We start from the raw sequence: 26,715 nt of genomic DNA on the forward strand, positions 1-26,715 counted from the left end.
AAGCAGATGACTGGCACGCACCGAAAGTAATCGGGAAGCACACCAACGCGATTGTAGAACGGAGTTTTTCAACACAATCCACAGGAAGCGGACTTTGGATCAAAGGTGCAGCTAATGCTCTAGCGGAAAGCTCTCACGTATCCAGTATGATCCTTGCTGCAGTTCTGTTTTGTCGCCGTGGCGACCATAGAAAGCCAGTTTGCAGCGTGAAATTCAAACTACCCTTTCGCTGCGCAGTATCATAACCGTCGTACTACAGGGTCTTGACACAATTTGCTTCAATGAGGTTCGACAATCGTTTCTGACTACGCAACAATTACCCTTTTTGGACATAATTTCGTCCTAATGCTAACGATAACTCTGACCTTAAAACTAATAATGTAGCTTTGAGCATGAAACTTATCGTTCAAATACCAGCGCTTAACGAGGAGGAAACACTTGCAGACGCGATTGCGGCTATTCCCCGGTCCATTCCTGGCATCAGCGATGTTGAAGTGCTGGTTGTCGACGACGGCTCTACCGACCGAACAGTCGACGTCGCCTGGGGTGCCAAGGCCGATCACGTCCTGAAGATGAGCAGCCATGTCGGCCTCGCCCGCGCATTCAGCGCCGGGATCGAATATGCGCTTTCATTGGGTGCCGATGTGATAGTCAATACCGACGCCGACAACCAGTATTGCGCGGATGATATCCCGGCCCTGATCGATCCGATTCTAAAACGTCAGGCTCAGATTGTAGTCGGTGCCCGCCCGATCACCGAGATCGAAAGCTTCTCCCCGTTGAAGAAGGCTTTGCAACGGCTAGGCAGTTGGGTCGTACGCTTGGCCAGCAAGTCGGAAATCCCCGATGCGCCCAGCGGGTTTCGCGCCTATTCCCGCGATGCCGCCGCCAGGCTTTGTGTGGTCAACACCTATACTTATACACTGGAAACGATCATTCAGGCAGGCCGCAAGCATATCCCGATGACCTCAGTGCCGGTCCGGGTCAACAAGGTGACACGCCCGTCCCGTCTATTCAGGGGTATCCCCGAATATGTCACCCGCTCAGCTCGAACTATCCTGAGAGTCTTTGTGATCTACGCGCCGCTGCGGTTTTTCTTGACGCTTTCGGCAATCTTTGCCCTGCCGGGCATATTTGGTGTGGGTCGGTTTCTTTTTTATTACGCAACCGACGGGGGCGCCGGCCATGTGCAGTCGCTGGTTCTGTCCGGCGTGTTGCTAGCGATGGCCACAATCCTGTTTGCAGTTGGTATCCTAGCCGATCTCATCGCCGCCAACCGCAGTCTGCTGGAAGACATACGTGCCCGCGAATTACTGCGTACACCTCGTAAACCAACCCAGGTAATCACCCTCGACCCGGCTAGGGCGGTCGAGAATGGATAACACGGTAATTGACGGTCAGATGATCAACAGTCTAGCGGGAGTTATCACCCTAGAAGGCGTCGTGCGTGCCAGCATTGCCGTTGTCCTCGCGCTGATTTTGGTGCTGGCCTATACTCACAATGTGAACTGGGACGAATTCTATTTTCTGTCTCATGTCCATGCCTTTCTCGATGGTCGACTGGACCGGCCGATGCAGACCTTCTTCGTCCATGGCTTCACATGGCTCGATGCGCTACCGGGCCATGAGATGGAACAGATCTTTGCAGCCCGGCTTGTGATGGTTGCCTGTCTCGGTCTGACCACATTTTCGGTTCACCGCGTCGCCCGACATTTCACTGATCGGCGTTTTGCCGATATTGCTGCTCTGGGTTTCCTGACCTCGGGCTTCGTGCTGGCCCACGGTGCCAGTTTCCGGGCCGATCCGATCGCTGCAGCGCTGCTGACCTCTTCGATTGCGATTCTGCTGACCACGCGCCTGTCAGTCTGGCAAGTGATGGCTGCGGCGCTAATGAGTGCCTTGGCGGTTCTGGTCACGATCAAATCGGCGCTCTACCTGCCTGCGTTTCTGGCGGTATTGGTGTGGAGGATTGAAAATCGCGCGGTGGTAATGCGGATCATCATTGCGGGTTTTTTGGCAGGCGGCATATGTGCTTTGCTCTACCTCTGGCACGCGTCTGGTATAAGTGTCGCCGAGGGCAATGAAGCCGCGAATAATGCGAAGGATGCGCTGAACACCACACTGTTGAATAGCGGGATATTTCCGCGAGCGACGGAGATTCTCAGCTGGGTGATGTTCAGCTTCCCACAGATCATTCTCGTGGGGATCGGGTTGAGCGCCGGATGGAACGCTCGGCGGGTTCTCTTGCTGATGCTCTTCGCTGCACCGCTCCTTTCGGTGGTGATCTATCGCAATGCCTTTGTCTATTTTTTCCCCTTCGCCGTGCCACTCCTGATGGTAGCGGTAGCGATCGGAGCACAGCAGTTGGGGTCATCGCGTCGTCTGGCACAGCTTGTTATGGTGATGCTGGCGGGGTTCTGTGTTCAGGTAGTCTGGACCCTGCCTGATCGCGCAGACACCCAGCACGCCACCATTGCGGAGATACATCGCCTTTTCCCTGAACCGGTAGCCTATATCGACGATAGCCACATGATCGCGACTTTCCCAAATCCTGGGTTCTTCATGTCAGGTTGGGGAGTCGCGCGCTATCGGACAGCAAACCATCCTGTCTTTGACGGGATCATCGCGGAGCATCAACCGCCCTTGCTAATCGCCAACAAAACCGCGCTGGCGCAGACGATGGATCCAATGTTGTCGGACGGCATCGCGCCGGTCCTGCTGCCTGAGGACCACGCAATACTGCGCGAGTCATACGTACATTATTCGGGATCGATCTGGCTTGCCGGGGGGGCGGTTACACTCACCAGCGGACCCGACTGGCTCGCTCTCCCGTTCTCCGGAAATTATCGGGTAGAAGCCAGTAAACCAATACAGATCAATTCAAGTGTCGTTGAGTCTGGCGACGTGCTCAACGTGGGGACGGAACCAGTGGAAATCTCCGGACCGGAAGGCGTTACGGTCAGGCTGATCTGGGATACCGGCGTGGCTCCGGTGGCTCCGGGAAGCCTGGACAATGATGTTTATGTCGGCTTCCGGATGTTGTCCCTATGAACACCGATATGTCCCCCACCCCCCCGGCGGCACGCGCCGCTCCGGCGGTGCCCGAACTTTGTGACAGGCGGGTAGTCTTTTGGGGCACCTACGACCTCAGCAAACCGCGCACTCGAATTCTGCGCGCAGGGCTGCAAGATCTTGGCGTAGAGGTGATCGAGATCCACGCCGAAATTTGGCCGCAGCACGCTGATAAAAGCCAGCTGAACCTGGCGGTGATGATCAGAGTGTTACTCCGCGCATTGCTAGCCTATCCACTTTTGATCCTGCGCTATCTGCGTGCACCCCAACACGATGCAGTGCTCGTACCTTATCTCGGGGCTCTAGATACGTTGGCGCTGTGGCCATTTGCCCGGTTGCGGCGGCAACAGATAACCTGGGACATGTTCCTTTCGCTCTACGACACCGTCATCAATGATCGTCGCATCGTCACGGCTAAAACACCGGCAGCGTGGATGCTCTGGGCCACCGAATGGCTGGCCTGCCGAGCCGCGCACCGTGTCTTGCTCGACACAAAGGCGCATGCCGGGCACATTGCGAGGATTTTCAATTTGCCCAAACACAGGTTGGGTGCGGTGCCGGTCGGAGGTGAGCCGGGGTCTTTCCGGCGCCTACCGGCACCTGCGCTCCATGACGGCGCCACGCGGGTGCTGTTCTATGGCCAGCTTATCCCGCTACACGGGCTTGAGACGATACTGACCGCCGCGACTTCGGAGCGAGGCCGCGAGATCGACTGGCATCTGATCGGCACCGGGCAGGAACGCAAATTGCTCGACACTGCATTGGAGGGGACCGCACATGATCACATCTCCTGGCAGGATTGGGTTCCGTATGAAGAACTGACCGAGGCGATCTCGCGCACCGATATCTGCCTGGGCATTTTTGGCGCCTCCGGCAAGGCCGCGTCGGTGGTGCCGAACAAGGTTTACCAGGCGCTGATGTCGGGCCGTTCGGTCATCACCCGGCACTCACCTGCCATGACGGAAACCTTCGGCAGTGACACACCGGGTTTGAAACTGATCCAGCATTCCGATCCCGAGGCGCTGCTGAACGCCATCGCCGACTTGCGGGCCGAGGGTTATCCGGCGCTGCCGGCGGACAGGTTGGACATGGCGCAACCGCCCGAGATCGCCCAGGTCCTTTGCCGATACTTGTTTCGCTACACCCTTCAAGCCGGATAGAATTGTGAACGATATGACAGATACGACGCTTACTCCTGCCGGGCATTGCGGTTCTGCCACCCGGCACAAGCATTTCGGCCCGGCGTTGCCGCATGCCAACTGGGTGCCCGCACCGCGCTATCTGTTGAGGCGCGACCGGGTTATGCGGCACGTCCGAAATCTGGCGCCTTGCAGGGTTCTGGACATCGGATGTGGACCGGCTGCGCTGCTGTCCGAGTTGGCGGCACAGGGTTTCGAAGCCTATGGCGTGGATCGTTCACGGCAGGCCCTGAAACTGGCAGGGGCGCTCAATACTCCAGCCGGCCCGATGACGCTCGTGCCCGAGCTCGATCCGGATTGGAAAAGCTCGTTCGATCTGATCATGTCATTTGAAGTGATTGAGCATCTTGAGCAAGACATTGAGGCCATGAGAGAATGGCAAACCTATCTGAAGCCAGGTGGGCGACTGATTTTGTCTACACCTGCGCACCCGTCCCGCTGGAACGCGGCGGATGTTTGGGCCGGTCATGTTCGGCGTTACACCAAAGAGCTTCTGATACGTTCAATTCAGGACGCTGGCTACACCGTCGAAACCGTCGAATGCTACGGCTTTCCGTTGGCCAATATCATGGAGCACTGGCGTGCTCGGGCCTATGGAAAGATGCTGAAAACCAATGCTAAGATAGGTAAAACACTGAACGATCTTACAGACGAAAGCGGCAGCGACCGTTCTGTTGAAAGTCGCTTCTGGCCTTTGTTTTCCTCGATACCCGCGGTGGCAGCAATGCGGGTGTTTTGCCAGTTACAGCGTCCGTTTGTGAAAACCGAACTCGGAAACGGATTTCTTGTAGTTGCGCGCAAGATCTAAAGAGATGGCCACAGTCCTGCGCTATATCGGAACTGTCGCCGCCCTGGTTTTCATCGGAGTTATTCTGGTGCGCCATGCGGGGGAGATTACGGTGCTCGACCTTGGATCGGGTAGCGCCCGGTTTGCTTATGCAGGTGGGTTCATCCTCTACGTTCTGTCGCAGTTCGTCGGCGCGGTGGCCTGGCGGGTGACGCTGAGCATTCATGATGTGTACCTGCCGCGCGCCCGCGCCGAAAGCCAGCTTCTGGTATCGCAGATCGGGAAATACATCCCCGGAAACGTGGCCCATCTTCTGGGGCGCTTCGCGCTTGCGCGGGCCGACGGGGTGCCATCCGCTATTATAGCGTCTTCGCTCCTGCTCGAGGTTGGTTTCCTGCTCACCAGCGGTGTCATGATCGTCGGGATTCTGCTGCTGACCATGCCTGAGTTGGTCGCTGCGATAACGGCAGACCTTCCAGAAACCTGGCTCGATGGACAGATGGTGGTAATTTTCTTTGGGTTTCTGGCCTGTATCGCGATTGGTCAGATCGTGACCTGGCACAAGGCAGGGAAACCACAACTCTCTTTTTTGAAATGTATAATCGTGCTGTCGCTGCATAGCTTCAACTTCTTGATGCTGGGCGTATCACTCTGGTGTGTTGCGCTGGCGATCTACCCCGAGGGCGGTGCCAGTATGTGGCAATGCATGGCGATCTTTACCACCGCCTGGGTTGCAGGGTTTTTGATGCCAGGGGCACCCGGTGGCATCGGCATTCGGGACGGGATCATCGCGCTCGGCCTTGGGCTCTTCATCGACCAGGGAGCCGGTCTGGGTGCAGCAATCGCGCATCGTGCAATCTCAGTTCTGGGCGATGTAAGCGTGTTTGGACTTGGCCTAACATTGCGCCGAAACCGAAGCGATGGTGAACAAAAATGGGCATAATCGAATGCTGGCCTTATTGTCGTCGTTGATGAACAAGTGCGAACCTTGGGAATGGCGGGAGCAAGGAACTAATCTGTGCCGATTTGTTAAGAAGTTTGGAGAACAGTCACGGGAACGTTACTTGTCCGGTCCTGAACTCGAACGGCTCGGGAAGGCGCTGCGCGATCTGGTAGACGACGGCACAATTTGGCCGGATGTAGCCAACCTAATCAGGGTCCTATTGCAGACAGGTACGCGAAGGAACGAAATCGCCACCTGCGAATGGGATTGGATCGATTGGGGGCGTCGGGTCATCTTTCTGCCCGATAGTAAAACTGGTGCGAAACCACTTTTTTGGGAGACCGAGCTATTAAAATTCTAGACTCACAGAAAGTAACTACGCGCGCTCCGGATTCGGCTCACATGTTCCCCGGCAAAAACAGGACTCGCCATTGGTTAACTTGTCGAAGCCTTGGAAAATGATCTGAAAAGCCGCGGATCTGAAAGACATCAGAATACATGATCTTCGCCACGCCGCCGCCAGCATCGTTGTGGGGCAAGGCGTTGCCCTTCCTATTATTGGGCGCTTGCTAGGGCATACACAAACTCAAACAACCGCACGTTACGCGCATGTTGACAGCGATCCGGCACTGGCTGCGGCCAATGCAATTGGCAACGTCTTCGGCGAGTCTATAGCATAGGCATGAAGCTCACTGAAAATAGACATTGAGATGACCAGTCTCAGCGCTTGGCAAACATTTCTTACCTGCGACTTCGGTCGGAAGCTAATGTTTGCCTTAACTAAATAGTTTTGATCGGCCACACAGCTGACATTCGAAATCTCCGGTTCATCTTCCGCTCAGAGCCCGAAGCGGCCAAAGCGCTGAGCCGTGCGTTAATAGCCAGTCGGGCTGGCCAATGTTGGGCGATGCTCGGATCTAGCTGGTTAGAAAAACGAAGAGAGCCATTGATCCAGATCGCGTGCCACCGCATCTTTTTGGGGAACCAGTGAACCGAACGCAAAGCGCATAGGACATAAATTGAAGACAATTGTCGGAGATTGGACCGAAAGCTTTCTTGGCACGAGAAATCTACCTCGGCGGGTCAGGGATAAGCTTCTACATGAAGCACGCGTGGTTTCATACAAGCAGGGTCAGCAAGTTTTTGGACCCGACAACATCCCGGACAGTCTGATGTTTTTGCATGCTGGCCGCATACGCGTTTCTCAAAGTTCTGATGCCGGGCGAGAAATCGTGCTGTATCGCGTTGAAGCTGGAGAGAGCTGCGTGCTGACCACCGCCTGCATGCTGTCCGAGGAAGCTTATAATGCTGAGGGTATTGCCGAGACCGACGTTACGGCTATCACATTACCAAAAACTTCTTTTGATAGGCTGGCTGCTGAAGAGGACAGTTTTCGCGGTTTCGTTTTCTCGGCTTATTCTCGTCGGTTGATTGATCTTCTGCGCGTGGTCGACGATGTCGCCTTTGGTAGAATGGACGTTCGACTGGCAGAGCGCCTATTGGCGTTAGGAGAAGGCCATTCCGAAATCCAGGCGACGCATCAGGCTTTGGCAAACGAATTAGGGACAGCGCGTGAGGTCGTTTCACGCATACTGAATGATTTTCAAAAGCGAGGACTTATCCTTCAGACGAGGGGGCGGATCACCCTCCAGAACAAACCTCAATTGGAGCGTTTGGCGAACAGCGCATGAATTCTTTGCGTTAAGTGACATTGTCACTGAAGAGTAAGGTGCCGGCCGGTAATCAGGTTGCAACATGAACAACCGGAGACGCCTGATGGAAACCGCGTTTGCGCCGATCGCCTCATTTGGAGGCGGGCTCGCAATTGGACTTGGATCCGTGCTTTTGATGCTCGGACTGGGACGTATCATGGGTGCAACGGGCATATTGTCTGGCTTAACATTCCCAGAAAACCGCGAGGAATTCGCCTGGCGAACAGCCTTGGTTGTGGGAATGATGCTCGCACCGGGCCTGATCTATGCTGCGACCGGTGCAATGCCTGAACTTACGGTACCTGTCAGCCCGATTATGATCGTGATCGGCGGTGTGATCGTCGGTCTGGGCGCCAGTCTCGGATCTGGCTGCACGTCAGGGCATGGTGTTTGCGGACTATCTCGGCTGTCTGTTCGCTCTTTGGTGGCAGTGCCGACCTTCATGGCCACAGCTGCAATCACAGTCTTCCTGATCCGTCATGTCTTTGGAGTATGAAGCAATGAAACTTGTTTTTGCTTTGTTTACTGGCCTGATCTTTGGCGTTGGTATCGCTGTTTCGGGCATGATGGATCCGACCAAAGTTTTGAATTTCTTTGATATTGCCGGGACGTGGGATCCTAGCCTCGCCTTTGTTATGGGTGGTGCGCTCCTAGTCACGTTCTTCGGCTACAGACTTGCCTGGCGGCAAAAAACGCCGCTCTTTGGTGGGCGTTTTCAGATCCCAAACGCGACGGCCGTAGACAAGCGATTGGTTGGTGGTTCGGCTCTCTTCGGCGTCGGTTGGGGAATTGCAGGCTTCTGCCCCGGCGCTGCTATACCGGCACTTGGTACTGGGCGTTGGGAAGTTGTTCTCTTTCTGGTTGCCGTTCTTGCCGGGTTTGTACTGCGCAGGCTCCTTTTTGCGCGTCCTGGTAAGTCGCCGGCGTAGTCACCGATTTCCCTGAACCTCTCTGGAGTACAATCAGATGACGTATCCCGTGAACATGAACATCAAGCCGGACGTTCAGGCCTTCTTCGATGAGGCGACGAACACCATCAGCTATATTGTGAAGGATCCCACCTCGAACTCATGTGCCATTGTCGATAGCGTAATGGACATTGACTACGCGGCGGGGTGCATCACTCACGATCACGCAGACGAGCTCGTCCACCAAATCGTAAGCCAAGATCTGAATTTGGAATGGATCATTGAGACCCATGTTCACGCCGATCATTTGAGTGCAGCGCCGTATATCCAACAAAAGCTTGGGGGAAAAATCGGCATTGGTTCAAAAATCATGATCGTGCAGGACACGTTTGGGAAGGTCTTCAATGAAGGTACCGAGTTCCAGCGTGATGGCAGCCAGTTCGATCAGCTTTTCGAAGACGGCGATACGTACACGGTTGGCAATATGCTGGTGTTCACAATGTACACCCCCGGCCATACGCCGGCTTGCATGGTACATGTCGCAGGAGATGCGGCTTTTGTGGGCGATACTTTGTTCATGCCGGATGGGGGATCAGCGCGCGCAGATTTTCCCGGCGGCGATGCAGCAATGCTTTACGATAGCATTCAAAGAGTCCTGAGCTTGCCGGACGAAACACGACTTTTCATGTGCCATGACTACGGACCAAACGGGCGCGACATCGCCTGGGAAACAACTGTCGGCAATGAGAAAGCCCACAATATCCACGTTGGTGGTGGCAAATCAAAAGAAGAGTTCGTCAAGTTCCGAGTAGAACGAGATGCTCTGCTGGCAATGCCGAAGCTGATCATCCCATCTCTTCAAGTAAATATGCGCGCGGGTGAAGTGCCAACGGACGTGGACGGCAACCCCATGCTCAAGGTTCCGGTCAACAAACTCTGATTTTGAAAGGATGAGAGCGATGGAAATCACCCAAATTTCCTACGACTTCAGTACTTGCGGTCAATTGGAGACCGATGACTTGGCGGAAGTCAAAACGCTTGGATTTCGCTCGCTAATCTGTGTGCGTCCTGACGGCGAACAAAAGGAGCAGCCTACTTTTAGCCAGATCCAAGAATGCGCCAAGGCGCAAGGTCTGCAAGCTCGCTATGTGCCGGTTAAACCCTCCGGCGCAACAGAAGCGAACCACATTGCATTTTCTGAGGCGTTGGCAGAGCTGTCCGAGCCTGTCCTTGGCTACTGCCGAAGCGGTCAGCGCGCTGCAACGCTGTGGCACGCACGACGAGACACTGCGGCGTAGCGGGAGGTAAGGATGCGGACGGCGCAATATCTGCCGGTTCTGAGTTGGGCTCGCGGCTATGGATGGGCAGAGCTTTCTAACGATCTGATGGCGGCGGTGATCGTCACCATCATGCTGATACCCCAATCCTTGGCCTACGCGCTCTTGGCTGGATTGCCTCCAGAAGCAGGGCTGTATGCATCCATCGCGCCAATTCTTCTTTACGCAATATTTGGAACCAGTCGCGCCTTAGCGGTTGGCCCGGTTGCCGTTGTCTCACTATTAACAGCGTCGGCGGTCGGTCAGGTTGCAGAACAAGGCACGGCAGGTTACGCGGTTGCGGCACTAACCCTCGCATTTATTTCTGGCGGTTTCCTGTTGCTTTTGGGGTTCTTGCGGCTAGGCTTCCTGGCTAATTTTTTGAGCCATCCGGTAATTGCAGGGTTTATCACAGCATCTGGGATCTTGATCGCTGCCAGCCAACTCAAGCACATTTTGGGTGTGAATGCGCACGGACATACATTGCTCGAGATTGTCGCATCGATTGCAGCGCACTTGCACGAGGTGAATTGGGTTACGCTCGTTATCGGCCTCAGTGCGACAGCCTTCCTTTTTTGGGCCCGCCAATGGTTAAAACCCGGGTTATTGAGGTTGGGTGCTCCGGCGGCGCTTGCCGATATTCTAACGAAGGCGGGACCTGTTGCCGCCGTAGTTGCCACTACGGTTACTGTTTGGGCACTAGATCTTGTCGAAATGGGTGTGAAAATCGTTGGGGAAGTCCCGCAAAGCCTGCCGCCGCTTACATTGCCAGTATTTGCGCCCGACTTGCTTGCAGCGCTGTTGGTTCCGGCGGTCCTGATTTCAGTGATTGGCTTTGTCGAATCCGTCTCAGTCGCGCAAACTTTGGCAGCCAAGAAACGTCAACGGATTGATCCGGACCAGGAACTCATTGGACTGGGCGCAGCCAACATAGGCGCAGCGTTCACCGGAGGCTACCCGGTCACGGGGGGATTTGCGCGATCAGTCGTCAATTTCGATGCTGGCGCTGAAACTCCAGCTGCTGGCGCCTATACTGCGCTTGGCCTCGCAATCGCCGCCTTGGCGTTGACACCATTGGTGTATTTCCTGCCAAACGCCACGTTGGCCGCTACAATCATTGTGGCGGTTCTGAGCCTCGTGGATTTTTCAATATTTCGCAGAACATGGGACTATTCCCGTGCCGACTTCATCGCGGTATCAGCAACGGTTTTGCTGACGATCGGTCTGGGTGTCGAAGTCGGCGTCGCGTCTGGAGTGGCGATTTCAATACTTTTGCATTTGTACAAGACGTCTCGACCGCATGTTGCGGAAGTGGGCCGCGTGCCCGGGACAGAGCACTTTCGAAATGTCCAGCGCCACGATGTCGAAACCGCACCTACGGTGCTAACGCTGCGCATCGACGAGAGTCTTTACTTTGTAAACGCCGGCTTTCTGGAAGAACTGATCTTCAGTCGCCTTGCCGATCGGACGAAGGTCAAACATGTTGTTTTGATGTTCTCCGCCGTTAACGAAGTGGACTACTCAGCGCTGGAAACTCTCGAGGCGATCAATCACCGCCTTAGGGAGCTTGGCGTCGGCCTACATCTGTCCGAAGTCAAGGGTCCTGTTATGGACAGACTCAAACGGTCTCATATTGTCGACGGTCTGAACGGCAGGGTTTTCTTGTCCCAGCACGATGCGTGGACAACGATTATTGCAGAAGCGAGCGAGTGACTAAGATCAGCTTGGTTGTGAACGTGATCAGAATGAGCGCTTTGGTTCGCATGGCGAACGCATGAGCGTATCTGATTAATGAACACCTCGTGCCGATATGTGCCATCAAAGGCAATCGTTTTCTAAAAAAAAGGGAACCGCCGAAACCGTCCTTCACACGTGAATTCTTGTTTGAACCGTGACCTCAACGCTCAGTTATGAAGGACAGCCCATACACGAGTTGTTTCAAGCCAAGCGCCGCACCGGCGAAGATGGCAGCGAATGTTACAGGCGCGCTGTAGGCCAAAAGTGAGAAGGCAGAAATACCTTGTCCGACGCTGCAACCGACCGCGATGATCGCACCTGGCCCCATAATCGCCGCCCCGAGCATTTGACGCTTGAGTTCGCGTGGATCTTCGCATGCTTCCCATCGGAAATGACCTTTGGACCAGGACCCCAAAAATGCGCCAATGAGAACGCCGGAGACTGATCCGACCGCAAAGGACAAAGTGTTTCCGGACGCTGTCATGAGGTAGAATAACGTGTCGCCAAGTGGTGCGGCGAAGGTATGGGTTTGAACCGGTTCACCATCGAAACCGTGCGTCGCAACCCAATTCGTGCCGAGCCACCCTGATACGATCGCCAGCCCAACTACAGATCCCCAAAATACCTGTGCGGGAGCGCGGCGGAAGCGCCGGTTTGCCAAGGCGAAAATCACCAACGCAATGCCGATGACTGCGCCAATGAGCCAAGCTGGGATAGAGGTCAGCTGTTCGGCAAGGAAGCTAATGCTCTGTGGGCCTTCAATATCCATTTCCTCGGGGAAGACCCATACGCGCAAATATGCAAGGGGCCCGGACATGACAACGTAAGCAGACAGACCCATAATCAAAACGATGACGAATGATCGAAGGTCGCCGCCTCCAAGCCTTGCCAGCGCGCCATAGCCACAGTTTCCGCTGATGGCCATTCCGTAACCGAACATGAGACCACCCACGATCGATCCAAGTGGGTTCCAGGTCTGTGCAAGATACCTTGTTCCAACAGGGTCCAGCCACGCTAAAGCCATAGCTGAGTGGCTGCCTACAATTGCTACGCCGATCGCAATTGCCCACATGCGCAGCCGCCGGTCATCATCTGCGTAAAGGTAGTCTTCGATTGCACCCAACGTGCAGAAACGACCAATGCGTGCGGCCAAGCCTAAAACAATGCCACCGATCAAACCGATCAGGGCAACGGTGTTGGCGTCTCCCAATGCTTCGAACATTGCCAGTCTCCTCCCAAAGCTGGCGGCTACTTTTGGTGACTTCTACTTCTCCCTGCAGAATAGATCGTAGACGACTTCCAGAATCTGTGTCGATCTATCATCCGCCAGTCTGTAGTAGATCGTTTTCCCCTCGCGTCGCGTTTTGACCAAGCCCTCAAAGCGCAAGCGGGATAGTTGCTGAGACACGGCAGCCTGACGTGCCGAGAGCATTTCTTCCATCTGCGTGACAGATTTTTCGCCCGAGGACAGGTAGCACAGGATCATCAGGCGCCCTTCATGGCTGATTGCCTTGAGGAAACTTGACGCCGTCTGAGCATTTTCCATCATTCTGTCCATGTCTTCGGCGCACATGTCTTTTGAGAACACAGGCAGTTTCGAAGATTTGTCCAACAAGTTCGCCTCGCTTTCATAGCTTCACGCATTCATAACAGTTTATGTAATGCGCCCCAGTTTATCCAGAGGTCTCAATCGACACCCCAGCGTCACGTAGCAAAACGCCCAGCAACCCCCAGAAAAAATCTTCGCCGGGATAGCCTTCGATCCGGCCGACCTCTTGGCCATCGTCCAGCAGAACAAAGGTTGGCGTGTAGTAGAGAGGCCGCTCCAATGCGATGCCTTCAGGCATAGCCGCGTGGATATCGATGCGTTGGAGTGGAGCGGCATGTCCTTCCGGTGTCTTGGGGTAGATCTCCGAGATGTCGGTGTCCCAACGTGCACACCATATACACCCATCTTCTTCGGCCATCAGAAGAGTCATTTCTGCCCGTGAGACCACGGGAGAAACAAACAACGTGATTGCACTCAAGAGTAGAATTAGGTGGCGCATCTCAAGCTCCGATTGACCGCAGCGATATATCTTTATTATTTTGAATGTGTGAATGATAGCGCGCCAGGACGGGTTTGACCATGCTCGACATTACATTTGCGGGTGCTTTAGTCGCAGGGCTATTGTCGTTCCTGTCGCCCTGCATCCTACCTATCGTGCCGTTTTATCTTAGCTATCTGGCCGGCGTCGGGATTGATCAAATATCGGCGGGTTCTACAATTCCCGGCGGCGTTCGTCGCAAGGCAACGCTTTCTGCGATAGCATTTGCAGCCGGGATCATAACGATCTTCATGGCGCTAGGTGCGACGGCTTCGATATTCGGGCAGCTGGTACGAGAGTATTTCGACATCCTGCGTTGGATCGCTGCGGCCATCATCATTGTGATGGGCATGCATTTCTTGGGGATTATCCGCATCGGGTTCCTGTATCGCCAATTTCGTGCGGATGTTGGTGATACATCAGATGTGAGCCTTGTTGGAGCATATGTTCTTGGATTGGCGTTTGCTTTTGGCTGGACCCCCTGTGTTGGGCCGGTGCTCGCTGCGATCCTGTTCACAGCGGCCGGAACCGAAACGGCCTGGCGTGGAGCGGTGCTTCTATTCGTCTACGGTGTTGGAATGACCGCACCGTTTGTTCTGGCGGCCTTCCTGGTCCGCCCCTTCATGCAGTGGATGGCACGGTTCAGAAAGCACTTGCCCCTCATCGAAATGGCAATGGGTGGCTTTCTGGTGCTCTTCGGCATCCTCATTGCAACCAACTCCATCAATCACATCGCACAATGGATGCTCGACCATATGCCTTGGCTTGTAGCCATTGGATAACTCGGGAGGAAGACATGAATCGAGTTTTGTCAGTATTGATCGCTTGTCTGATCGGCGGGGCAGTTTCCGCCGCTGAACTGGGCGACGACGGTTTGCATAAAACGCCGTGGATGCGCGACACCTTCAAAGACCTTCGTGAGGATCTTGAAGAGGCGTCAAGCCAAGACAAGCGGTTGGTTTTATTCATTGAGCAACAAGGCTGCATCTATTGCAAGAAAATGCATGAAGAAGTGTTCCCCCAGCCTGACCTCGCAGCGTTCATCGAAGAGAATTTCTTTGTCGTCCAACTGGATTTGCATGGCAGCACCGCGGCCATCGACTTTGACGGTGAAGAGAATGAGCAAAGAGCGCTGATGCGAAAATGGGGGATTCTGTTCACCCCGACGCTCGTATTCCTGCCGGAAGAGGTGCCAGAGGACGCTACAGCCATCGATGCTGCGGTCGCTGTTATGCCCGGAGCGTTCTCAAAAGGAACAACCTTAGACCTTTTCACCTGGGTCGAGGAAAAACGATATGAGCTTGAAAATGGTGAAGATTTCCAACGCTATCATGCGCGGCGCATTCAAGAGCGAAACAATGTTTCTCAGGATTGAGCGCTGCCATTATAAATAAAAAAATTCATTATTATGAATTTAATGTTGCGACAAGCGGTACTCGTCGACTACGGTACACAAGGCTTTGGGTCGCAAGGCGCCGTCGGCGCGTTAGCAAATGGGAGGGATCATGAAGCTGAGACTCTTAACATTGGTCTGCGCAATGACAGGCGTTGCCGCAATTGCGGCAGAAACAGACCCGCAAGACGTAACCTATGACGACTATGGTGCCATTGAGGCTTCGTTGACCGGTGCTGCTGGCGACGCGGCGAATGGCGCGCTTATCGTTGGGGACAAGTCAAAAGGCAACTGCGTTGCGTGCCACGCGGTTTCGGCTTTGGCTGACATCCCGTTCCATGGCGAAGTTGGTCCGATGCTGGATGGCGCCGGTGATCGTTGGACCGAAGCAGAACTTCGCGGATTGGTCGCAAATGCCAAGATGACGTTCGAAGGCACGGTGATGCCTGCGTTCTACAAGGATGACGGTTATATCCGCCCGGGCGACGCCTATACCGGAAAAGCCCCAACCGCGCCTTTGACGTCGATCCTGACAGCACAAGAAATTGAGGACGTGGTCGCGTTTCTTGCGACTCTGAAGGAAGAATAGCTGCGCTTTCAGGCGCAGATTTTCGAAGAATCAAAGGAGATTGAAAATGGAACTCTCTCGCCGCGAGACACTGGCCCTTGGGCTGGGCGCCGCGTTCCTGACAATTATGCCGCTTCGGGCAAATGCAGCTGCTGAAGATGCCATTGCGGCATTTACAGGCGGGGCAGATGTGGCTGATGGCGGTGTTACGTTGACTGCACCGGAAATCGCAGAAAACGGAAATACTGTACCTATCGAAGTGAGTGCCCCGGGTGCCGCTGCAATTCTGATCGTGGCTGCAGGCAACCCCGAACCGGGCGTCGCGACATTCAATTTCGGCCCATTGGCGGCTGAACAAGCCGCATCAACTCGCATCCGTCTTGCCGGAACGCAGGACGTCATTGCCGTGGCGAAGATGGCAGATGGCAGCTTTGCCAAAGCGTCCGCGACCGTAAAAGTGACAATCGGCGGCTGCGGCGGCTGATCGCCACGCACCCTGAAGAACAGGAGATTAACCAATGGCATCCGGTGTGAAACCCCGCGTCAAGGTTCCAAAGACAGCCGCTGCTGGTGAAACCATAACGATCAAGACACTGATCAGCCACAAGATGGAAAGCGGCCAGCGTAAGGACAAAGAAGGCAACGTCATCCCGCGTTCGATCATCAACCGTTTCACCTGCGAGTTTAATGGAGAAATGGTGGTGGATGTGACGATGGAGCCGGCGATTTCGACCAACCCGTACTTCCAGTTCGAAGCGACTGTGCCCGACGCCGGTGAGTTTGTCTTCACTTGGTACGATGATGACGGCTCTGTTTACGATGAGAAAAAAACGATCGAGATCGCCTGACGGCTCGAACACTAAGGCAGATCAGCGCTGGTAGGAGGAGTTGGCGCTGATCCACCAAGGGAGGAACGCAATGAATACCAAGGCACTTACGGCGATCGCGGCAATTCTGGTTTTCCCGGCTGCAGCGATGGCTGGACCGGACGAAGACAATTTGGTGATCAATGATGAGTTGGACATGACCTCGGTCACTGAAGCTCCGGCACATCTGGGAAATTTGGACACGATCTACTCGGGATGGCATTTTCGCACGGATGAAACGCAAGCGCTTCAACTTGATGACTTCGACAACCCCGCAATGATCTTCGTCGATCAGGCCGCCGATCTCTTCGGGACCGTTGATGGTGCCGCTGGCGAGAGCTGTGCCTCTTGCCACGATGGGGTGGAAAGCTTCAAGGGATTGCAGGCGTCCATGCCGAAGGTGGATGCCGAAACTGGTAAGTTGGTCGTCATGGAAGATCTGATCAACAAGTGCCGCACGGACCGCATGGAAGCCGATGCCTGGAAATGGTCCGGGGGTGACATGCAGGGCATGGTCGCTTTGATCGGTCTGCAATCACGCGGGTTGCCTATGAACGTAGCGATTGATGGCGATGCCGCCCCATTTTGGGAGCAGGGCAAGGAGATGTATTATACCCGCTATGGTCAGCTGGAGTTGAGCTGTGCCAATTGTCATGAAGACAACTGGGGCAACATGATCCGCGCCGACCACCTGAGCCAAGGTATGATCAACGGGTTCCCGACGTATCGTCTGAAACAGGCCAAGCTGATCTCGCGCCACAATCGTTTCCGCGGCTGTATTCGCGATACGCGGGCGGAAACTTTTGCCGAAGGATCGGACGAGTTTCGCGCGCTTGAGCTCTATGTGGCCTCGCGTGGCAACGGGCTTTCAGTCGAAACTCCTGCTGTACGTCAATAACGAACGAGCCGCGCGAGCGTTGTCCTGCGCGGGTTTTTCATGCATATAACATTCACACATTTATATGTGTTATAGGAAAGCTGATAGATGATTTCTCGACGTGACTTCTTGCAGGTTTCAATGGCGGCTTCGGCTCTGTACGGGGCGTCCGGGTTTGGCAAATGGGCCAAGCTTGCCGCGCAGCAAAGCCTAACGCAGGATCAATTGCTGGAGTTCGAGACCTTCGGCAATATCAGCCTAATCCATGTCACCGACATCCACGCGCAACTCAAGCCGATCTATTTCCGTGAACCCGAGATAAACCTTGGTATTGGCGATGCGCGAGGGCAGATGCCGCATGTCACGGGGGCGGCTTTCCGCAAGGTGTACGGGATCGAAGATGGAAGCCCGTCGGCCTATGCGCTGACCTACAATGATTTCTCTGCGCTGGCCAAGACCTACGGTCGGGTTGGTGGATTGGACCGGGTCTCAACTGTCATCAACGCCATTCGTGCTGACCGTCCTGATGCCCTTTTATTGGATGGGGGCGATACCTGGCACGGTTCATACACCTGCTATCAGACGGCCGGTCAGGACATGGTCAATGTCATGAACGCGCTAAAACCCGATGCTATGACCTTCCATTGGGAGTTCACGTTGGGCAGCGACAGGGTTAACGAAATCGTCGAAAGTTTGCCTTTTGCGGCCTTGGGTCAAAACATCTTTGATGCCGAGTGGGACGAACCTGCAGAATTGTTCCAACCCTACAAGTTTTTTGATCGGGGCGGTGCAAAGGTTGCTGTTATCGGGCAAGCGTTTCCTTACATGCCCATCGCGAACCCAGGCTGGATGTTCCCAGAATATTCATTCGGTATCCGGGATGAAAACATGCAGGCAATGGTGGACGAGGTTCGCGATGCCGGTGCCGATGTCGTCGTCGTCCTCAGCCATAATGGCTTTGACGTGGATAAGAAGATGGCAGGTCAGGTGCAAGGGATCGACGTGATCCTAAGCGGTCACACACATGACGCGCTACCCGAGCCGGTTCTGGTCGGTAAAACGCATATCATTGCGTCTGGCTCGAACGGAAAATTCGTTAGCCGCGTCGATCTCGACGTGAGGGACGGGCAGATGATGGGGCTGAAGCACAAGCTGATCCCGATCTTCTCTGACGTCATCGCTCCTGATCCTGCGATCACTGCTCTGATAAATGATCAGCGCGCGCCGTACGAGGCTGCGCTGAGTGAGGTGATTGGCAAAACGGATTCGTTGCTCTACCGCCGTGGCAACTTTAACGGCACCTGGGATGACCTGATTTGCGATGCTCTGATCAATGAGCGTGAGGCAGACATCGCGATGTCGCCCGGCGTCCGTTGGGGGCCGTCAATACTGCCTGGGCAGGATATCACGCGCGAGGACATTTGGAACGTCACATCGATGTCGTATCCCAATGCCTATCGCACAGAAATGACAGGCGAATTCATCCATGTGATCCTCGAGGATGTCGGTGACAACCTGTTCAATCCCGACCCCTACTACCAGCAGGGCGGCGATATGGTCCGCGTCGGTGGGCTTGGCTACCGCATCGATGTGACCAAACCACAAGGGCAGCGGATCAGCGAAATGACCCTGCTCAAAACGAGTGAAGCGATTGATCCATCGAAAACCTACGTCGTGGCTGGTTGGGCCAGTGTCAACGAAGGCACTGAAGGCCCGCCGATCTGGGATGTCGTCGAAAGCCACATTCGCAATCTTGGCACCGTAACGGTGCAAGAGAACATCAGTGTCGATGTTGTCGGCGCTTAAGAAACCAATGGAGACCTAAGCGATATGGATGACGCGTTCAAACCGTCCCGTCGGGCTTTCCTGAAAGGCAGTGCTGCGGTCGCCGCAGGGTCAGTTGCGGGTGCGGCAGCGGCAGACACGCCCGACCCACTGATAACAGAGCTTCAGGATTGGGCGTCTTACACGGGTGCCGGTGTAGATGAGTCACCTTATGGCATTCCGATCAGCTTTGAATCCCATGTCGTTCGGCGCAACGTGGAATGGCTGACCGCTTCTCCGATTTCGTCGATCAACTTCACGCCGATCCACGCGCTTGATGGCACGATCACTCCGCAAGGATGCGCTTTTGAGCGTCATCATTCGGGCGCGATTGAGCTGCGCAAAGAGGATTATCGCCTGATGATCAACGGGCTGGTAGATCGCCCGCTTGTGTTTACTTATGAAGACATTGAGCGTTTCCCGCGCGAAATCCATGTGTACTTCTGCGAATGTGCGGCAAACACCGGTATGGAGTGGGCTGGTTCTCAACTCAATGGCGTCCAATTTACGCACGGCATGATTCACAACATGGAATACACGGGTGTTCCGCTGCGGTCGCTATTGCAGGAAGCAGGCGCTGATATCTCACCAGACAAATGGGTCTATGTTGAAGGCGCAGACGCGTCATCCAATGGCCGCTCTATCCCGATGGAAAAAGCACTGGATGATGTGTTGGTGGCTTTCAAGGCAAATGGTGAAGCGCTGCGAATGGAGCACGGATATCCCGTGCGACTGGTTGTTCCTGGCTGGGAAGGCAACATGTGGGTCAAGTGGCTGCGCCGCATCGAAGTCGTCGATATGGCGGTCGAAAGCCGGGAAGAAACATCAAAGTACACCGACGTCTACGCCGATGGCGCAGCCCAGAAATGGACTTGGGTGATGGATGCAAAATCCGTCATTACATCGCCCAGCCCGCAAATGCCGATCAAACACGGACCGGGACCCTTGGTCATTTCCGGGCTTGCATGGTCAGGCCACGGACAAATTACGCGGGTCGATGTGTCCAAGGACGGTGGAATCACCTGGGAGACTACGCGCCTTGGCAAGCAGGGCGACAGCAAGGCTTTGACGCGTTTCTATCTCGATACGAACTGGGACGGAGCACCAATGTTGTTACAGGCCCGGGCGATAGACGAGACTGGCTATGTGCAGCCGACCAAAGACCAACTGCGCGAAAAACGCGGAGAAAACTCGGTCTACCACAACAACTGTATCCAGACTTGGTACGTGAGCGCAGAAGGTATCGCAGAGAATGTCGAAGCCTCTTAGTCATGTTTTCCTGCCCGTATTTGGTGGCATAGCCTTGGTGCTTGCGGCAGCGTTGGTATTTGCCAATCGGAACTACGGTCAGTCGAAGATAGACACTTTGGAAACCCGGATAGGTCAGGTTGAAGCGCATGCAGCATCAGCTCTGGAAAATGCGCAAGCGGAGGCCAGGCGAGCAGCTGAACTTGAGACCAAAGTCGAGGAAATCCAATCGGCCGCTGCGGAACGGGTTGCGAATGGTGCGAACCTAACTGCACCGGCGCCGAGTCGCGATGGTACTTTTGGGCTTGGACGTCCTGCATTGGAGGAAGAGATCGCGGCGTGGGACGTCGACATCTTGCCCGACGGGCGTGGCTTGCCGGTTGGATCAGGCGATGTCTGGACCGGAGAAGAAGTGTTTGTCGACCGGTGTGCGTCCTGTCACGGAGAGTTTGCCGAAGGCGCCGACAATTGGCCTGTTCTGGCCGGCGGCTTCGACACGCTCGCCGACGAAGATCCTGTGAAAACCGTCGGGTCTTATTGGCCGCATTTGTCGACCGCTTGGGACTATATTTCCCGCTCAATGCCATTTGGTGAAGCGGGTACACTTACGGCGGATGAGACCTACGCAATCGTCGCCTATATCCTTTATTCCAATGACCTGGTGGATGACGATTTCGTTCTCAGCAATAAAAACTTCGCTGAATTCGAGATGTACAACAAGGATGGGTTTGTCGTCGATACGCGACCTGAGACTGAGTACGCAGAATGGCGAAAAGAGCCTTGCATGGAGAACTGCAGAACAGAGGCCGCGGTTACTATGCGCTCTGTATTTCTGGTTGAGACGCCACCAGAAGGCGGTTCGAATTCGGTCATGAACGAAGCCAGCGCGGACGAGTTGCCGACGTTCACGGCGGAAGGGCCTTCGTTCATTCCGGCCGCAGCGCCAAAGCCAGAGGAAGAAGCCGCTGCAACACCGGCTGTTCAAGAAATCGACGAGGCTGACCAGACTACGGAACTGTTCGCAGCCGGTGAGAAGGTCTTCAAGAAATGTAAATCCTGCCATCAGGTTGGTGACGGTGCAAAGGACAGTACGGGTCCGGCGCTGAACGGGGTTATCGGGGCCAACGCAGGGTCGGTTGAAGGGTTCAAATACTCCAAGGCCATGAAAGCCGCGGCCGAGGCTGGTCTCGTCTGGACCGAAGAAGAAATGGCGGCTTTTCTGACGAAGCCCAAGGAATACATGAAAGGCACACGGATGTCTTTTGCAGGCCTTAAGAAACAGGACGATATCCAAGCTTTGATCATCTATCTCAAGACGTTTGGAAGTTGATGATGCGTTGGCCGAACGCATTGATCTTTGCCACGTTTTTTGGGGCAATTGCTTCATCGATCGACGCAGCAGAAGACCTTGGTGATGCTGACGCAGGGAAAGTGGTGTTTGCCAAATGCATAGGCTGTCATCAGGTCGGAGAACGAGCCGAAAACACAATTGGTCCGCATCTGAATGGTGTCTTTGGGCGGAAGGCCGCAGGTCTCGATGGATTTAACTATTCCAAGAGTCTTGAGCGCGCGGGCAACTCGGGTCTGGAATGGCACGCTGACACTCTGTCCGCCTACATCGAAAACCCACGCTCATTTGCGTCAGGTACGAGGATGAGTTTTCGCGGTTTGAAAGATCCGGAAGACCGAGCCAACGTGATCGCGTATTTGCGGGGGTTTTCAGACAATCCCCGAGATATCCCGGAAGCGGATCCAACCGCGAAAGGCACGGATCATTCTATCGATCCCGCGATTCTCGCGATTCAAGGAGATCCTGAGTACGGCGCATATCTCAGCAGCGAATGCACAACGTGTCACCAGATCGAAGGTGGCGATGAGGGCATTCCCTCGATTGTGTATTGGCCTAACGAAGACTTCGTAGTCGCCATGCACGCTTACAGAGACAAACAGCGGCCACATCCGGTCATGCAAATGATAGCCGGACGGCTAAGCAATGACGAAATCGCGGCTTTGGCAGCATACTTCAATAATCCAGAGTGACCATGTCTAAGGGGAGGAAACGCGATGACACTCAATAGACGAGTATTTCTTGGAGCCGCCGGGGTAGCGGCCGCGGGTCTATCCGCTCCGATGGTGCTGGCTCAAGGCAAGCCCCGCGTATTGGTTGTCGGCGGAGGTGCGGGCGGTGCGACTGCCGCGCGTTACATAGCGAAGGACAGCAAAGGTGAGATTGATGTAACGCTGATCGAGCCGTCTCGGACCTACTACACCTGTTTCTTCTCAAACCTTTATTTAGGAGGTTTTCAGGAGCTATCAGACATCGCCCACAGCTATGGCACGCTTGCCGCGAACTACGGTATCAACGTCGTGCATGATTGGGCCACTGGGGTCGACCGCGACGCTAAGACGGTGTCCTTGGCAGGTGGCGGATCGGTTCCTTATGACAAGCTGATCCTTAGCCCGGGTATCGACTTTGTTGATGGTGCGGTAGAGGGCTGGGACCTCTCGGCCCAAAATAAGATGCCGCATGCTTACAAAGCTGGTTCTCAGACAGAGCTTTTGAAAGCGCAGATCATGGCGATGCCCGAAGGCGGTACCTTCGCGATGGTCGCTCCTCCTAACCCGTACCGTTGCCCGCCCGGGCCGTATGAGCGGGTTTCGATGGTGGCGCACGTGCTGAAGGCAAACAACCCAACAGCAAAGATCATTGTCGCCGATCCGAAGCCGAAATTCTCAAAAATGGCTTTGTTCCAAGAAGGCTGGGGAAACAATTACGAAGGAATGGTCGACTGGATCGGCGAAGATTTCGGCGGTGGCAATGTATCCGTGAATCCGGATGCAATGACGGTGACTATCGACGGCGAAGAGACAAAGGTCGATGTCTGCAATGTGATCCCAGCGATGAAAGCAGGTCGCATTGCGGAAATGGCGGGAGTAATCGACGGCAACTGGGCACCAGTAAACGCTGCGGACATGTCCTCCAAGGCCGATCCGGATATCTACGTTCTTGGTGATGCCAGCCAGCAGGGTGACATGCCGAAATCCGGTTTTTCGGCAAACAGTCAGGCAAAAGTATGTGCGAATACGGTACGAGGTGCGTTGACCGGATCCAAAGTATTCCCGGCCAAGTTCTCGAACACATGCTGGTCGCTGATCGATACCGATGATGGCGTTAAGGTTGGCGCAACCTATGAGGCGACGCCAGAAAAGATCGCGAAAGTCGATGGCTTTATCAGTCAAACCGGTGAAGATGCCGATTTGAGAAAAGCAACTTACGAAGAGTCGCTGGGTTGGTACGCCGGTATCACGTCGGACATGTTTGGTTGAGGCAATCGGGGGCTTTGACCGGTGTCAAAGACTCCTCTGATCAATCTGAGAAAATGCGGTTCAGGAGGAGGACCAAAACCATGAAACACTTTATCGCCGCAGCCGCGTTTTCCACTGTTCTGGCGAGCCAAGGGCTTGCAGAAGAGATCATCACTACCCCCTTCGACGGTAGTTTTGATGACGCGACATTTGCAGTCGAGTCCGCGATTGTGGGACAGGGACTGGTCATCGACTATGTGAGCCATGTTGGGGAAATGCTGAATCGAACAGGCGCAGATGTTGGCAGCGACAAGCAAATATTTACGGCCGCGGATATCTTCATTTTCTGCTCGGCAAAAATTTCGCGCGAGGTCATGGAAGCCGACCCAATGAATATTGGCTTCTGCCCCTATGGGATTTTTGTAGCCGAAGACGACAATGGTGTGATGGTTGGATACCGAAGCTATCCTGATGGACCAATGCAAAAGGTTCAGACCCTGTTGTCCGGGATCGTAGAAGAAGCCGTTGGGAACTGAAATGAACTACCAGCGGTTTTTTCGTGATCAACTCGACCAGCTTCAAGAGGAAGGGAACTACCGGGTCTTTGCGGATCTCGAAAGGCAGTGTGGCGCGTTCCCGACAGCGCGTAGCTACGCGGAAAATGGTCCCGAGAAAGTCACTGTATGGTGCTCTAATGATTATCTGGGGATGGGTCAGCACCCCAGTGTTATTGCAGCAATGCACAAGGTGATCGATGAGTGTGGTGCCGGGGCAGGCGGAACGCGGAATATCTCTGGAACGACCCACGAGCATGTTTTGCTGGAACGAGAACTTGCTGACTTGCACCGAAAAGATGCTGCTTTGCTGTTCACCTCCGGGTACGTCTCGAACTGGGCTGCCTTGGGAACTTTGGCGTCTCGCATTCCTGGCATCACAGTCCTTTCTGACGAGTTGAACCATGCCTCGATGATCGAGGGCATTCGCCACAGTCGGTGCCAGAAGCGTATCTGGAAACACAACGACGTGGCGGACCTTGAAAGGCACCTTGCTGAATTGCCTGCCAATGCACCGAAGCTCATTGCGTTTGAGAGCGTCTATTCCATGGATGGCGACATTGCACCAATTGCCGAGATCTGTGATCTGGCGGATCGCTATGGCGCGATGACCTATTTGGATGAGGTTCACGCGGTTGGGCTTTATGGGCTGCGCGGCGGAGGCATAGCTGAGCGCGAAGGCCTGATGGATCGGCTAACCGTCATTGAGGGGACATTGGGCAAGGCGTTCGGCGTAGTTGGTGGATACATCGCGGCGTCGAAAGAGCTGGTGGATTTTGTCCGATCCTTTGCCAGTGGTTTTATCTTTACCACTGCATTGCCTCCCGCCGTGGCCGCAGGAGCTGCTGCTTCGGTTCGGCACCTGAAGCAAAGCCATTCGGAACGACATCTACACCAGCAGCGCGTGCGCGAGGTGCGAGACAGGCTGGACGATCTGGGCATTCCGCATACACCGAACCCAAGTCACATAATTCCGGTCATGGTCGGCGATCCGGTCAAGTGTCGCTTCATCTCTGACGTGCTGATGCGTGACTATGGAATTTACATCCAGCCGATCAATTATCCAACCGTCCCCAAGGGAACGGAACGTCTACGGATTACACCTTCCCCAGTGCATTCCACCGACGACGTGGATCGACTGGTGTCTGCCTTGGGTGAGTTATGGACACAATGCCAATTGGCGCGCAGGCCAACGGCCGCTCAATGACAACTTGACCGAAGAAAAGGACGCGCAAGCAACCAAGTGAGAGTCTCTGTTGATGGAAAGACTCATCGATTTGTTGGGAGACCCTGGCGCTTTGGCATTTGCCGGTGCGCTTGTCGGTATCTTGTTCGGCGTGACGGCCCAGAAGTCTCACTTTTGTTTGAGAGCGTCGACCATCGAAGTCGCCAAAGGCGAGCTTGGTCCTCGCCTGGCTGTCTGGCTAATCGCCTTCACCGCAACGCTCACCTTAGTGCAGGCGTTTGTCGCGTTTGAGTGGTTAGACCTTTCCGAGACACGCGCGATTGCGTCGACGGGCAGTCTCAGCGGCGCAATAATTGGCGGAGCGATGTTCGGCGTTGGTATGGTTCTGGCGCGTGGGTGTGCATCTCGCCTGTTGGTATTGGCCTCCTGCGGAAATCTGCGCGCCCTGATTACAGGATTGGTTTTAACCTTAGTGGCTCAGGCTGCTTACACGGGCGTTCTTAGTCCCGCCCGCGAATTGCTTTCCGGGATCTGGACTGTCTCAGGGGGCGCCTCGAGAGATCTTTCAGAAATACTTGGATTTTCGCCAGTGGCTTATACAGCCGTTGCAGTATTGGGATTGGTGTCGGCAATTGCATTCGCATTCCACCGGAGAGTCGCGCCAATCAGGATCGTAACAGCCGCAGGAGTTGGCGTGGCAGTGGCGCTTGGCTGGTTAATGACATATGCCATCGCGCAAGCATCATTTGAAGTCGTGCCTGTTTCGTCAGTCACGTTCACCGGACCGGCTACGGATACACTGATGGCGTTGGTTGCCGAGCGAAACGTCGTGTTGTCCTTCGGTATCGGCCTTGTTCCAGGCGTGGCAATTGGTGCCGCAGGCTCGGCCCTAACTGCAGGGGAGTGGAAGATCGAACGTTTTGGTCCGGATGCTCTGATGGAGCGCTACCTTGTTGGAGCTGTCCTCATGGGGTTTGGAGCCATGCTGGCCGGAGGTTGCGCCGTGGGTGCAGGGCTTTCAGGAGGGTCCGCCCTGTCATTGACGGCTTGGCTTGCCGTTTTCTTCATGTGGGTTGGAGCGATCAGCACGCATAGGTTAATGCGCCGAATTCCTGTTCCTCAAACGTCCTGA

Annotated in this window: 29 protein-coding genes; 26 read left to right on the forward strand and 3 right to left on the reverse strand. The window is 54.8% G+C overall.

Annotated features, from left to right (window positions below):
- Positions 1-392 precede the first annotated feature (392 nt).
- The 12 genes from ACR0MQ_RS07480 (at position 393) to ACR0MQ_RS07535 (ending at position 11,650) form a co-directional block, all read left to right on the forward strand.
- On the forward strand, positions 393-1,382 hold the full coding sequence (locus tag ACR0MQ_RS07480; protein ID WP_170774530.1) for a glycosyltransferase family 2 protein: 990 nt from the start codon (positions 393-395) through the stop codon (positions 1,380-1,382).
- Positions 1,375-3,051 (forward strand): glycosyltransferase family protein, encoded by a 1,677-nt coding sequence (locus ACR0MQ_RS07485; RefSeq protein WP_170777047.1) that lies wholly within the window; start codon positions 1,375-1,377, stop codon positions 3,049-3,051. Before ACR0MQ_RS07480 ends, ACR0MQ_RS07485 begins: the two co-directional genes overlap by 8 nt.
- Before the next feature lie 8 nt (positions 3,052-3,059).
- Positions 3,060-4,232, forward strand: coding sequence for a glycosyltransferase (locus tag ACR0MQ_RS07490; RefSeq protein WP_480607023.1), 1,173 nt, complete (start codon positions 3,060-3,062; stop codon positions 4,230-4,232).
- Positions 4,233-4,245: 13 nt separating this feature from the next.
- Positions 4,246-5,079: a class I SAM-dependent methyltransferase gene (locus ACR0MQ_RS07495; protein WP_480607314.1), complete on the forward strand. Its 834-nt coding sequence runs from the start codon at positions 4,246-4,248 to the stop codon at positions 5,077-5,079.
- A gap of 4 nt (positions 5,080-5,083) precedes the next feature.
- The gene (locus ACR0MQ_RS07500; RefSeq protein WP_170774522.1) at positions 5,084-6,001 is read left to right on the forward strand and encodes a lysylphosphatidylglycerol synthase domain-containing protein; all 918 of its coding nucleotides are present in this window, start codon (positions 5,084-5,086) and stop codon (positions 5,999-6,001) included.
- Positions 6,002-6,531: 530 nt separating this feature from the next.
- The gene (locus ACR0MQ_RS07505; RefSeq protein WP_480607026.1) at positions 6,532-6,681 is read left to right on the forward strand and encodes a hypothetical protein; all 150 of its coding nucleotides are present in this window, start codon (positions 6,532-6,534) and stop codon (positions 6,679-6,681) included.
- Positions 6,682-7,029: 348 nt separating this feature from the next.
- Positions 7,030-7,692 carry a Crp/Fnr family transcriptional regulator gene (locus ACR0MQ_RS07510; RefSeq protein WP_480607317.1) on the forward strand — a complete coding sequence of 221 codons (663 nt, stop codon included), beginning with the start codon at positions 7,030-7,032 and terminating at the stop codon, positions 7,690-7,692.
- 85 nt (positions 7,693-7,777) lie between these two features.
- Entirely contained in the window at positions 7,778-8,209 is a 432-nt protein-coding gene (locus ACR0MQ_RS07515) for a YeeE/YedE thiosulfate transporter family protein (protein ID WP_170542822.1), read from the forward strand.
- Positions 8,210-8,213: 4 nt separating this feature from the next.
- A complete protein-coding gene (locus ACR0MQ_RS07520) occupies positions 8,214-8,642 on the forward strand; it encodes a DUF6691 family protein (protein WP_480607029.1) in 429 nt (142 codons plus the stop codon).
- 37 nt (positions 8,643-8,679) lie between these two features.
- Positions 8,680-9,561: an MBL fold metallo-hydrolase gene (locus tag ACR0MQ_RS07525; protein WP_480607032.1), complete on the forward strand. Its 882-nt coding sequence runs from the start codon at positions 8,680-8,682 to the stop codon at positions 9,559-9,561.
- A gap of 19 nt (positions 9,562-9,580) precedes the next feature.
- Positions 9,581-9,919 carry a protein tyrosine phosphatase family protein gene (locus ACR0MQ_RS07530; protein WP_480607035.1) on the forward strand — a complete coding sequence of 113 codons (339 nt, stop codon included), beginning with the start codon at positions 9,581-9,583 and terminating at the stop codon, positions 9,917-9,919.
- Positions 9,920-9,931: 12 nt separating this feature from the next.
- Positions 9,932-11,650 carry a SulP family inorganic anion transporter gene (locus tag ACR0MQ_RS07535; RefSeq protein WP_480607038.1) on the forward strand — a complete coding sequence of 573 codons (1,719 nt, stop codon included), beginning with the start codon at positions 9,932-9,934 and terminating at the stop codon, positions 11,648-11,650.
- A gap of 184 nt (positions 11,651-11,834) precedes the next feature.
- Here the strand turns inward: ACR0MQ_RS07535 and ACR0MQ_RS07540 are convergent, their stop codons facing one another.
- The 3 genes from ACR0MQ_RS07540 to ACR0MQ_RS07550 all read right to left on the reverse strand — a co-directional run bounded on the left by ACR0MQ_RS07540 (position 11,835) and on the right by ACR0MQ_RS07550 (position 13,722).
- Positions 11,835-12,896, reverse strand: coding sequence for a YeeE/YedE family protein (locus ACR0MQ_RS07540; protein ID WP_480607041.1), 1,062 nt, complete (start codon positions 12,894-12,896; stop codon positions 11,835-11,837).
- A gap of 42 nt (positions 12,897-12,938) precedes the next feature.
- Complete coding sequence (locus ACR0MQ_RS07545) at positions 12,939-13,247, reverse strand: ArsR/SmtB family transcription factor (RefSeq protein WP_170543314.1); 309 nt, start codon at positions 13,245-13,247, stop codon at positions 12,939-12,941.
- Positions 13,248-13,347: 100 nt separating this feature from the next.
- The gene (locus ACR0MQ_RS07550; protein WP_170542832.1) at positions 13,348-13,722 is read right to left on the reverse strand and encodes a thioredoxin domain-containing protein; all 375 of its coding nucleotides are present in this window, start codon (positions 13,720-13,722) and stop codon (positions 13,348-13,350) included.
- 80 nt (positions 13,723-13,802) lie between these two features.
- Between ACR0MQ_RS07550 and ACR0MQ_RS07555 the strand changes: the two genes are divergently transcribed.
- The 14 genes from ACR0MQ_RS07555 to ACR0MQ_RS07620 all read left to right on the forward strand — a co-directional run bounded on the left by ACR0MQ_RS07555 (position 13,803) and on the right by ACR0MQ_RS07620 (position 26,715).
- Positions 13,803-14,543: a cytochrome c biogenesis CcdA family protein gene (locus ACR0MQ_RS07555; protein WP_480607044.1), complete on the forward strand. Its 741-nt coding sequence runs from the start codon at positions 13,803-13,805 to the stop codon at positions 14,541-14,543.
- Between the two features lie 14 nt (positions 14,544-14,557).
- Complete coding sequence (locus ACR0MQ_RS07560; RefSeq protein ID WP_480607046.1) at positions 14,558-15,136, forward strand: thioredoxin family protein; 579 nt, start codon at positions 14,558-14,560, stop codon at positions 15,134-15,136.
- A 130-nt stretch (positions 15,137-15,266) separates the two neighbouring features.
- A complete protein-coding gene (gene soxX / locus ACR0MQ_RS07565; protein WP_170353169.1) occupies positions 15,267-15,743 on the forward strand; it encodes a sulfur oxidation c-type cytochrome SoxX in 477 nt (158 codons plus the stop codon).
- A gap of 46 nt (positions 15,744-15,789) precedes the next feature.
- The gene (soxY, locus tag ACR0MQ_RS07570; RefSeq protein ID WP_058275041.1) at positions 15,790-16,206 is read left to right on the forward strand and encodes a thiosulfate oxidation carrier protein SoxY; all 417 of its coding nucleotides are present in this window, start codon (positions 15,790-15,792) and stop codon (positions 16,204-16,206) included.
- Positions 16,207-16,240: 34 nt separating this feature from the next.
- Entirely contained in the window at positions 16,241-16,570 is a 330-nt protein-coding gene (soxZ, locus tag ACR0MQ_RS07575) for a thiosulfate oxidation carrier complex protein SoxZ (protein WP_170542839.1), read from the forward strand.
- 70 nt (positions 16,571-16,640) lie between these two features.
- Positions 16,641-17,486 (forward strand): sulfur oxidation c-type cytochrome SoxA, encoded by an 846-nt coding sequence (soxA, locus tag ACR0MQ_RS07580; protein WP_480607049.1) that lies wholly within the window; start codon positions 16,641-16,643, stop codon positions 17,484-17,486.
- An 87-nt stretch (positions 17,487-17,573) separates the two neighbouring features.
- Positions 17,574-19,271 carry a thiosulfohydrolase SoxB gene (soxB, locus tag ACR0MQ_RS07585; protein WP_480607051.1) on the forward strand — a complete coding sequence of 566 codons (1,698 nt, stop codon included), beginning with the start codon at positions 17,574-17,576 and terminating at the stop codon, positions 19,269-19,271.
- Between the two features lie 24 nt (positions 19,272-19,295).
- On the forward strand, positions 19,296-20,558 hold the full coding sequence (soxC, locus tag ACR0MQ_RS07590; protein WP_480607054.1) for a sulfite dehydrogenase: 1,263 nt from the start codon (positions 19,296-19,298) through the stop codon (positions 20,556-20,558).
- Positions 20,542-21,867: a c-type cytochrome gene (locus ACR0MQ_RS07595; protein WP_480607057.1), complete on the forward strand. Its 1,326-nt coding sequence runs from the start codon at positions 20,542-20,544 to the stop codon at positions 21,865-21,867. Before soxC ends, ACR0MQ_RS07595 begins: the two co-directional genes overlap by 17 nt.
- A 2-nt stretch (positions 21,868-21,869) precedes the next feature.
- Positions 21,870-22,577, forward strand: coding sequence for a c-type cytochrome (locus tag ACR0MQ_RS07600; protein WP_170542850.1), 708 nt, complete (start codon positions 21,870-21,872; stop codon positions 22,575-22,577).
- 24 nt (positions 22,578-22,601) lie between these two features.
- Positions 22,602-23,864 (forward strand): FCSD flavin-binding domain-containing protein, encoded by a 1,263-nt coding sequence (locus ACR0MQ_RS07605; RefSeq protein WP_480607060.1) that lies wholly within the window; start codon positions 22,602-22,604, stop codon positions 23,862-23,864.
- 80 nt (positions 23,865-23,944) lie between these two features.
- Entirely contained in the window at positions 23,945-24,379 is a 435-nt protein-coding gene (locus tag ACR0MQ_RS07610; protein WP_170542854.1) for a DUF302 domain-containing protein, read from the forward strand.
- A 1-nt stretch (position 24,380) separates the two neighbouring features.
- On the forward strand, positions 24,381-25,604 hold the full coding sequence (gene hemA, locus ACR0MQ_RS07615; protein ID WP_480607063.1) for a 5-aminolevulinate synthase: 1,224 nt from the start codon (positions 24,381-24,383) through the stop codon (positions 25,602-25,604).
- Between the two features lie 52 nt (positions 25,605-25,656).
- Positions 25,657-26,715 (forward strand): YeeE/YedE family protein, encoded by a 1,059-nt coding sequence (locus ACR0MQ_RS07620; RefSeq protein WP_480607065.1) that lies wholly within the window; start codon positions 25,657-25,659, stop codon positions 26,713-26,715.

The organism is Ruegeria sp. AN6 (genome assembly GCF_056540425.1).

Excerpts from the sequence above, each read along its gene's own strand:
- ACR0MQ_RS07480 (WP_170774530.1), top strand. The coding sequence starts at position 393 with ATGAAACTTATCGTTCAAATACCAGCGCTTAACGAGGAGGAAACACTT.
- ACR0MQ_RS07485 (WP_170777047.1), top strand. The coding sequence starts at position 1,375 with ATGGATAACACGGTAATTGACGGTCAGATGATCAACAGTCTAGCGGGA.
- ACR0MQ_RS07490 (WP_480607023.1), top strand. The coding sequence starts at position 3,060 with ATGTCCCCCACCCCCCCGGCGGCACGCGCCGCTCCGGCGGTGCCCGAA.
- ACR0MQ_RS07495 (WP_480607314.1), top strand. The coding sequence starts at position 4,246 with ATGACAGATACGACGCTTACTCCTGCCGGGCATTGCGGTTCTGCCACC.
- ACR0MQ_RS07500 (WP_170774522.1), top strand. The coding sequence starts at position 5,084 with ATGGCCACAGTCCTGCGCTATATCGGAACTGTCGCCGCCCTGGTTTTC.
- ACR0MQ_RS07515 (WP_170542822.1), top strand. The coding sequence starts at position 7,778 with ATGGAAACCGCGTTTGCGCCGATCGCCTCATTTGGAGGCGGGCTCGCA.
- ACR0MQ_RS07520 (WP_480607029.1), top strand. The coding sequence starts at position 8,214 with ATGAAACTTGTTTTTGCTTTGTTTACTGGCCTGATCTTTGGCGTTGGT.
- ACR0MQ_RS07525 (WP_480607032.1), top strand. The coding sequence starts at position 8,680 with ATGACGTATCCCGTGAACATGAACATCAAGCCGGACGTTCAGGCCTTC.
- ACR0MQ_RS07530 (WP_480607035.1), top strand. The coding sequence starts at position 9,581 with ATGGAAATCACCCAAATTTCCTACGACTTCAGTACTTGCGGTCAATTG.
- ACR0MQ_RS07535 (WP_480607038.1), top strand. The coding sequence starts at position 9,932 with ATGCGGACGGCGCAATATCTGCCGGTTCTGAGTTGGGCTCGCGGCTAT.
- ACR0MQ_RS07540 (WP_480607041.1), bottom strand. The coding sequence starts at position 12,896 with ATGTTCGAAGCATTGGGAGACGCCAACACCGTTGCCCTGATCGGTTTG.
- ACR0MQ_RS07545 (WP_170543314.1), bottom strand. The coding sequence starts at position 13,247 with ATGTGCGCCGAAGACATGGACAGAATGATGGAAAATGCTCAGACGGCG.
- ACR0MQ_RS07550 (WP_170542832.1), bottom strand. The coding sequence starts at position 13,722 with ATGCGCCACCTAATTCTACTCTTGAGTGCAATCACGTTGTTTGTTTCT.
- ACR0MQ_RS07555 (WP_480607044.1), top strand. The coding sequence starts at position 13,803 with ATGCTCGACATTACATTTGCGGGTGCTTTAGTCGCAGGGCTATTGTCG.
- ACR0MQ_RS07560 (WP_480607046.1), top strand. The coding sequence starts at position 14,558 with ATGAATCGAGTTTTGTCAGTATTGATCGCTTGTCTGATCGGCGGGGCA.
- soxX (WP_170353169.1), top strand. The coding sequence starts at position 15,267 with ATGAAGCTGAGACTCTTAACATTGGTCTGCGCAATGACAGGCGTTGCC.
- soxY (WP_058275041.1), top strand. The coding sequence starts at position 15,790 with ATGGAACTCTCTCGCCGCGAGACACTGGCCCTTGGGCTGGGCGCCGCG.
- soxZ (WP_170542839.1), top strand. The coding sequence starts at position 16,241 with ATGGCATCCGGTGTGAAACCCCGCGTCAAGGTTCCAAAGACAGCCGCT.
- soxA (WP_480607049.1), top strand. The coding sequence starts at position 16,641 with ATGAATACCAAGGCACTTACGGCGATCGCGGCAATTCTGGTTTTCCCG.
- soxB (WP_480607051.1), top strand. The coding sequence starts at position 17,574 with ATGATTTCTCGACGTGACTTCTTGCAGGTTTCAATGGCGGCTTCGGCT.
- soxC (WP_480607054.1), top strand. The coding sequence starts at position 19,296 with ATGGATGACGCGTTCAAACCGTCCCGTCGGGCTTTCCTGAAAGGCAGT.
- ACR0MQ_RS07595 (WP_480607057.1), top strand. The coding sequence starts at position 20,542 with ATGTCGAAGCCTCTTAGTCATGTTTTCCTGCCCGTATTTGGTGGCATA.
- ACR0MQ_RS07600 (WP_170542850.1), top strand. The coding sequence starts at position 21,870 with ATGCGTTGGCCGAACGCATTGATCTTTGCCACGTTTTTTGGGGCAATT.
- ACR0MQ_RS07605 (WP_480607060.1), top strand. The coding sequence starts at position 22,602 with ATGACACTCAATAGACGAGTATTTCTTGGAGCCGCCGGGGTAGCGGCC.
- ACR0MQ_RS07610 (WP_170542854.1), top strand. The coding sequence starts at position 23,945 with ATGAAACACTTTATCGCCGCAGCCGCGTTTTCCACTGTTCTGGCGAGC.
- hemA (WP_480607063.1), top strand. The coding sequence starts at position 24,381 with ATGAACTACCAGCGGTTTTTTCGTGATCAACTCGACCAGCTTCAAGAG.
- ACR0MQ_RS07620 (WP_480607065.1), top strand. The coding sequence starts at position 25,657 with ATGGAAAGACTCATCGATTTGTTGGGAGACCCTGGCGCTTTGGCATTT.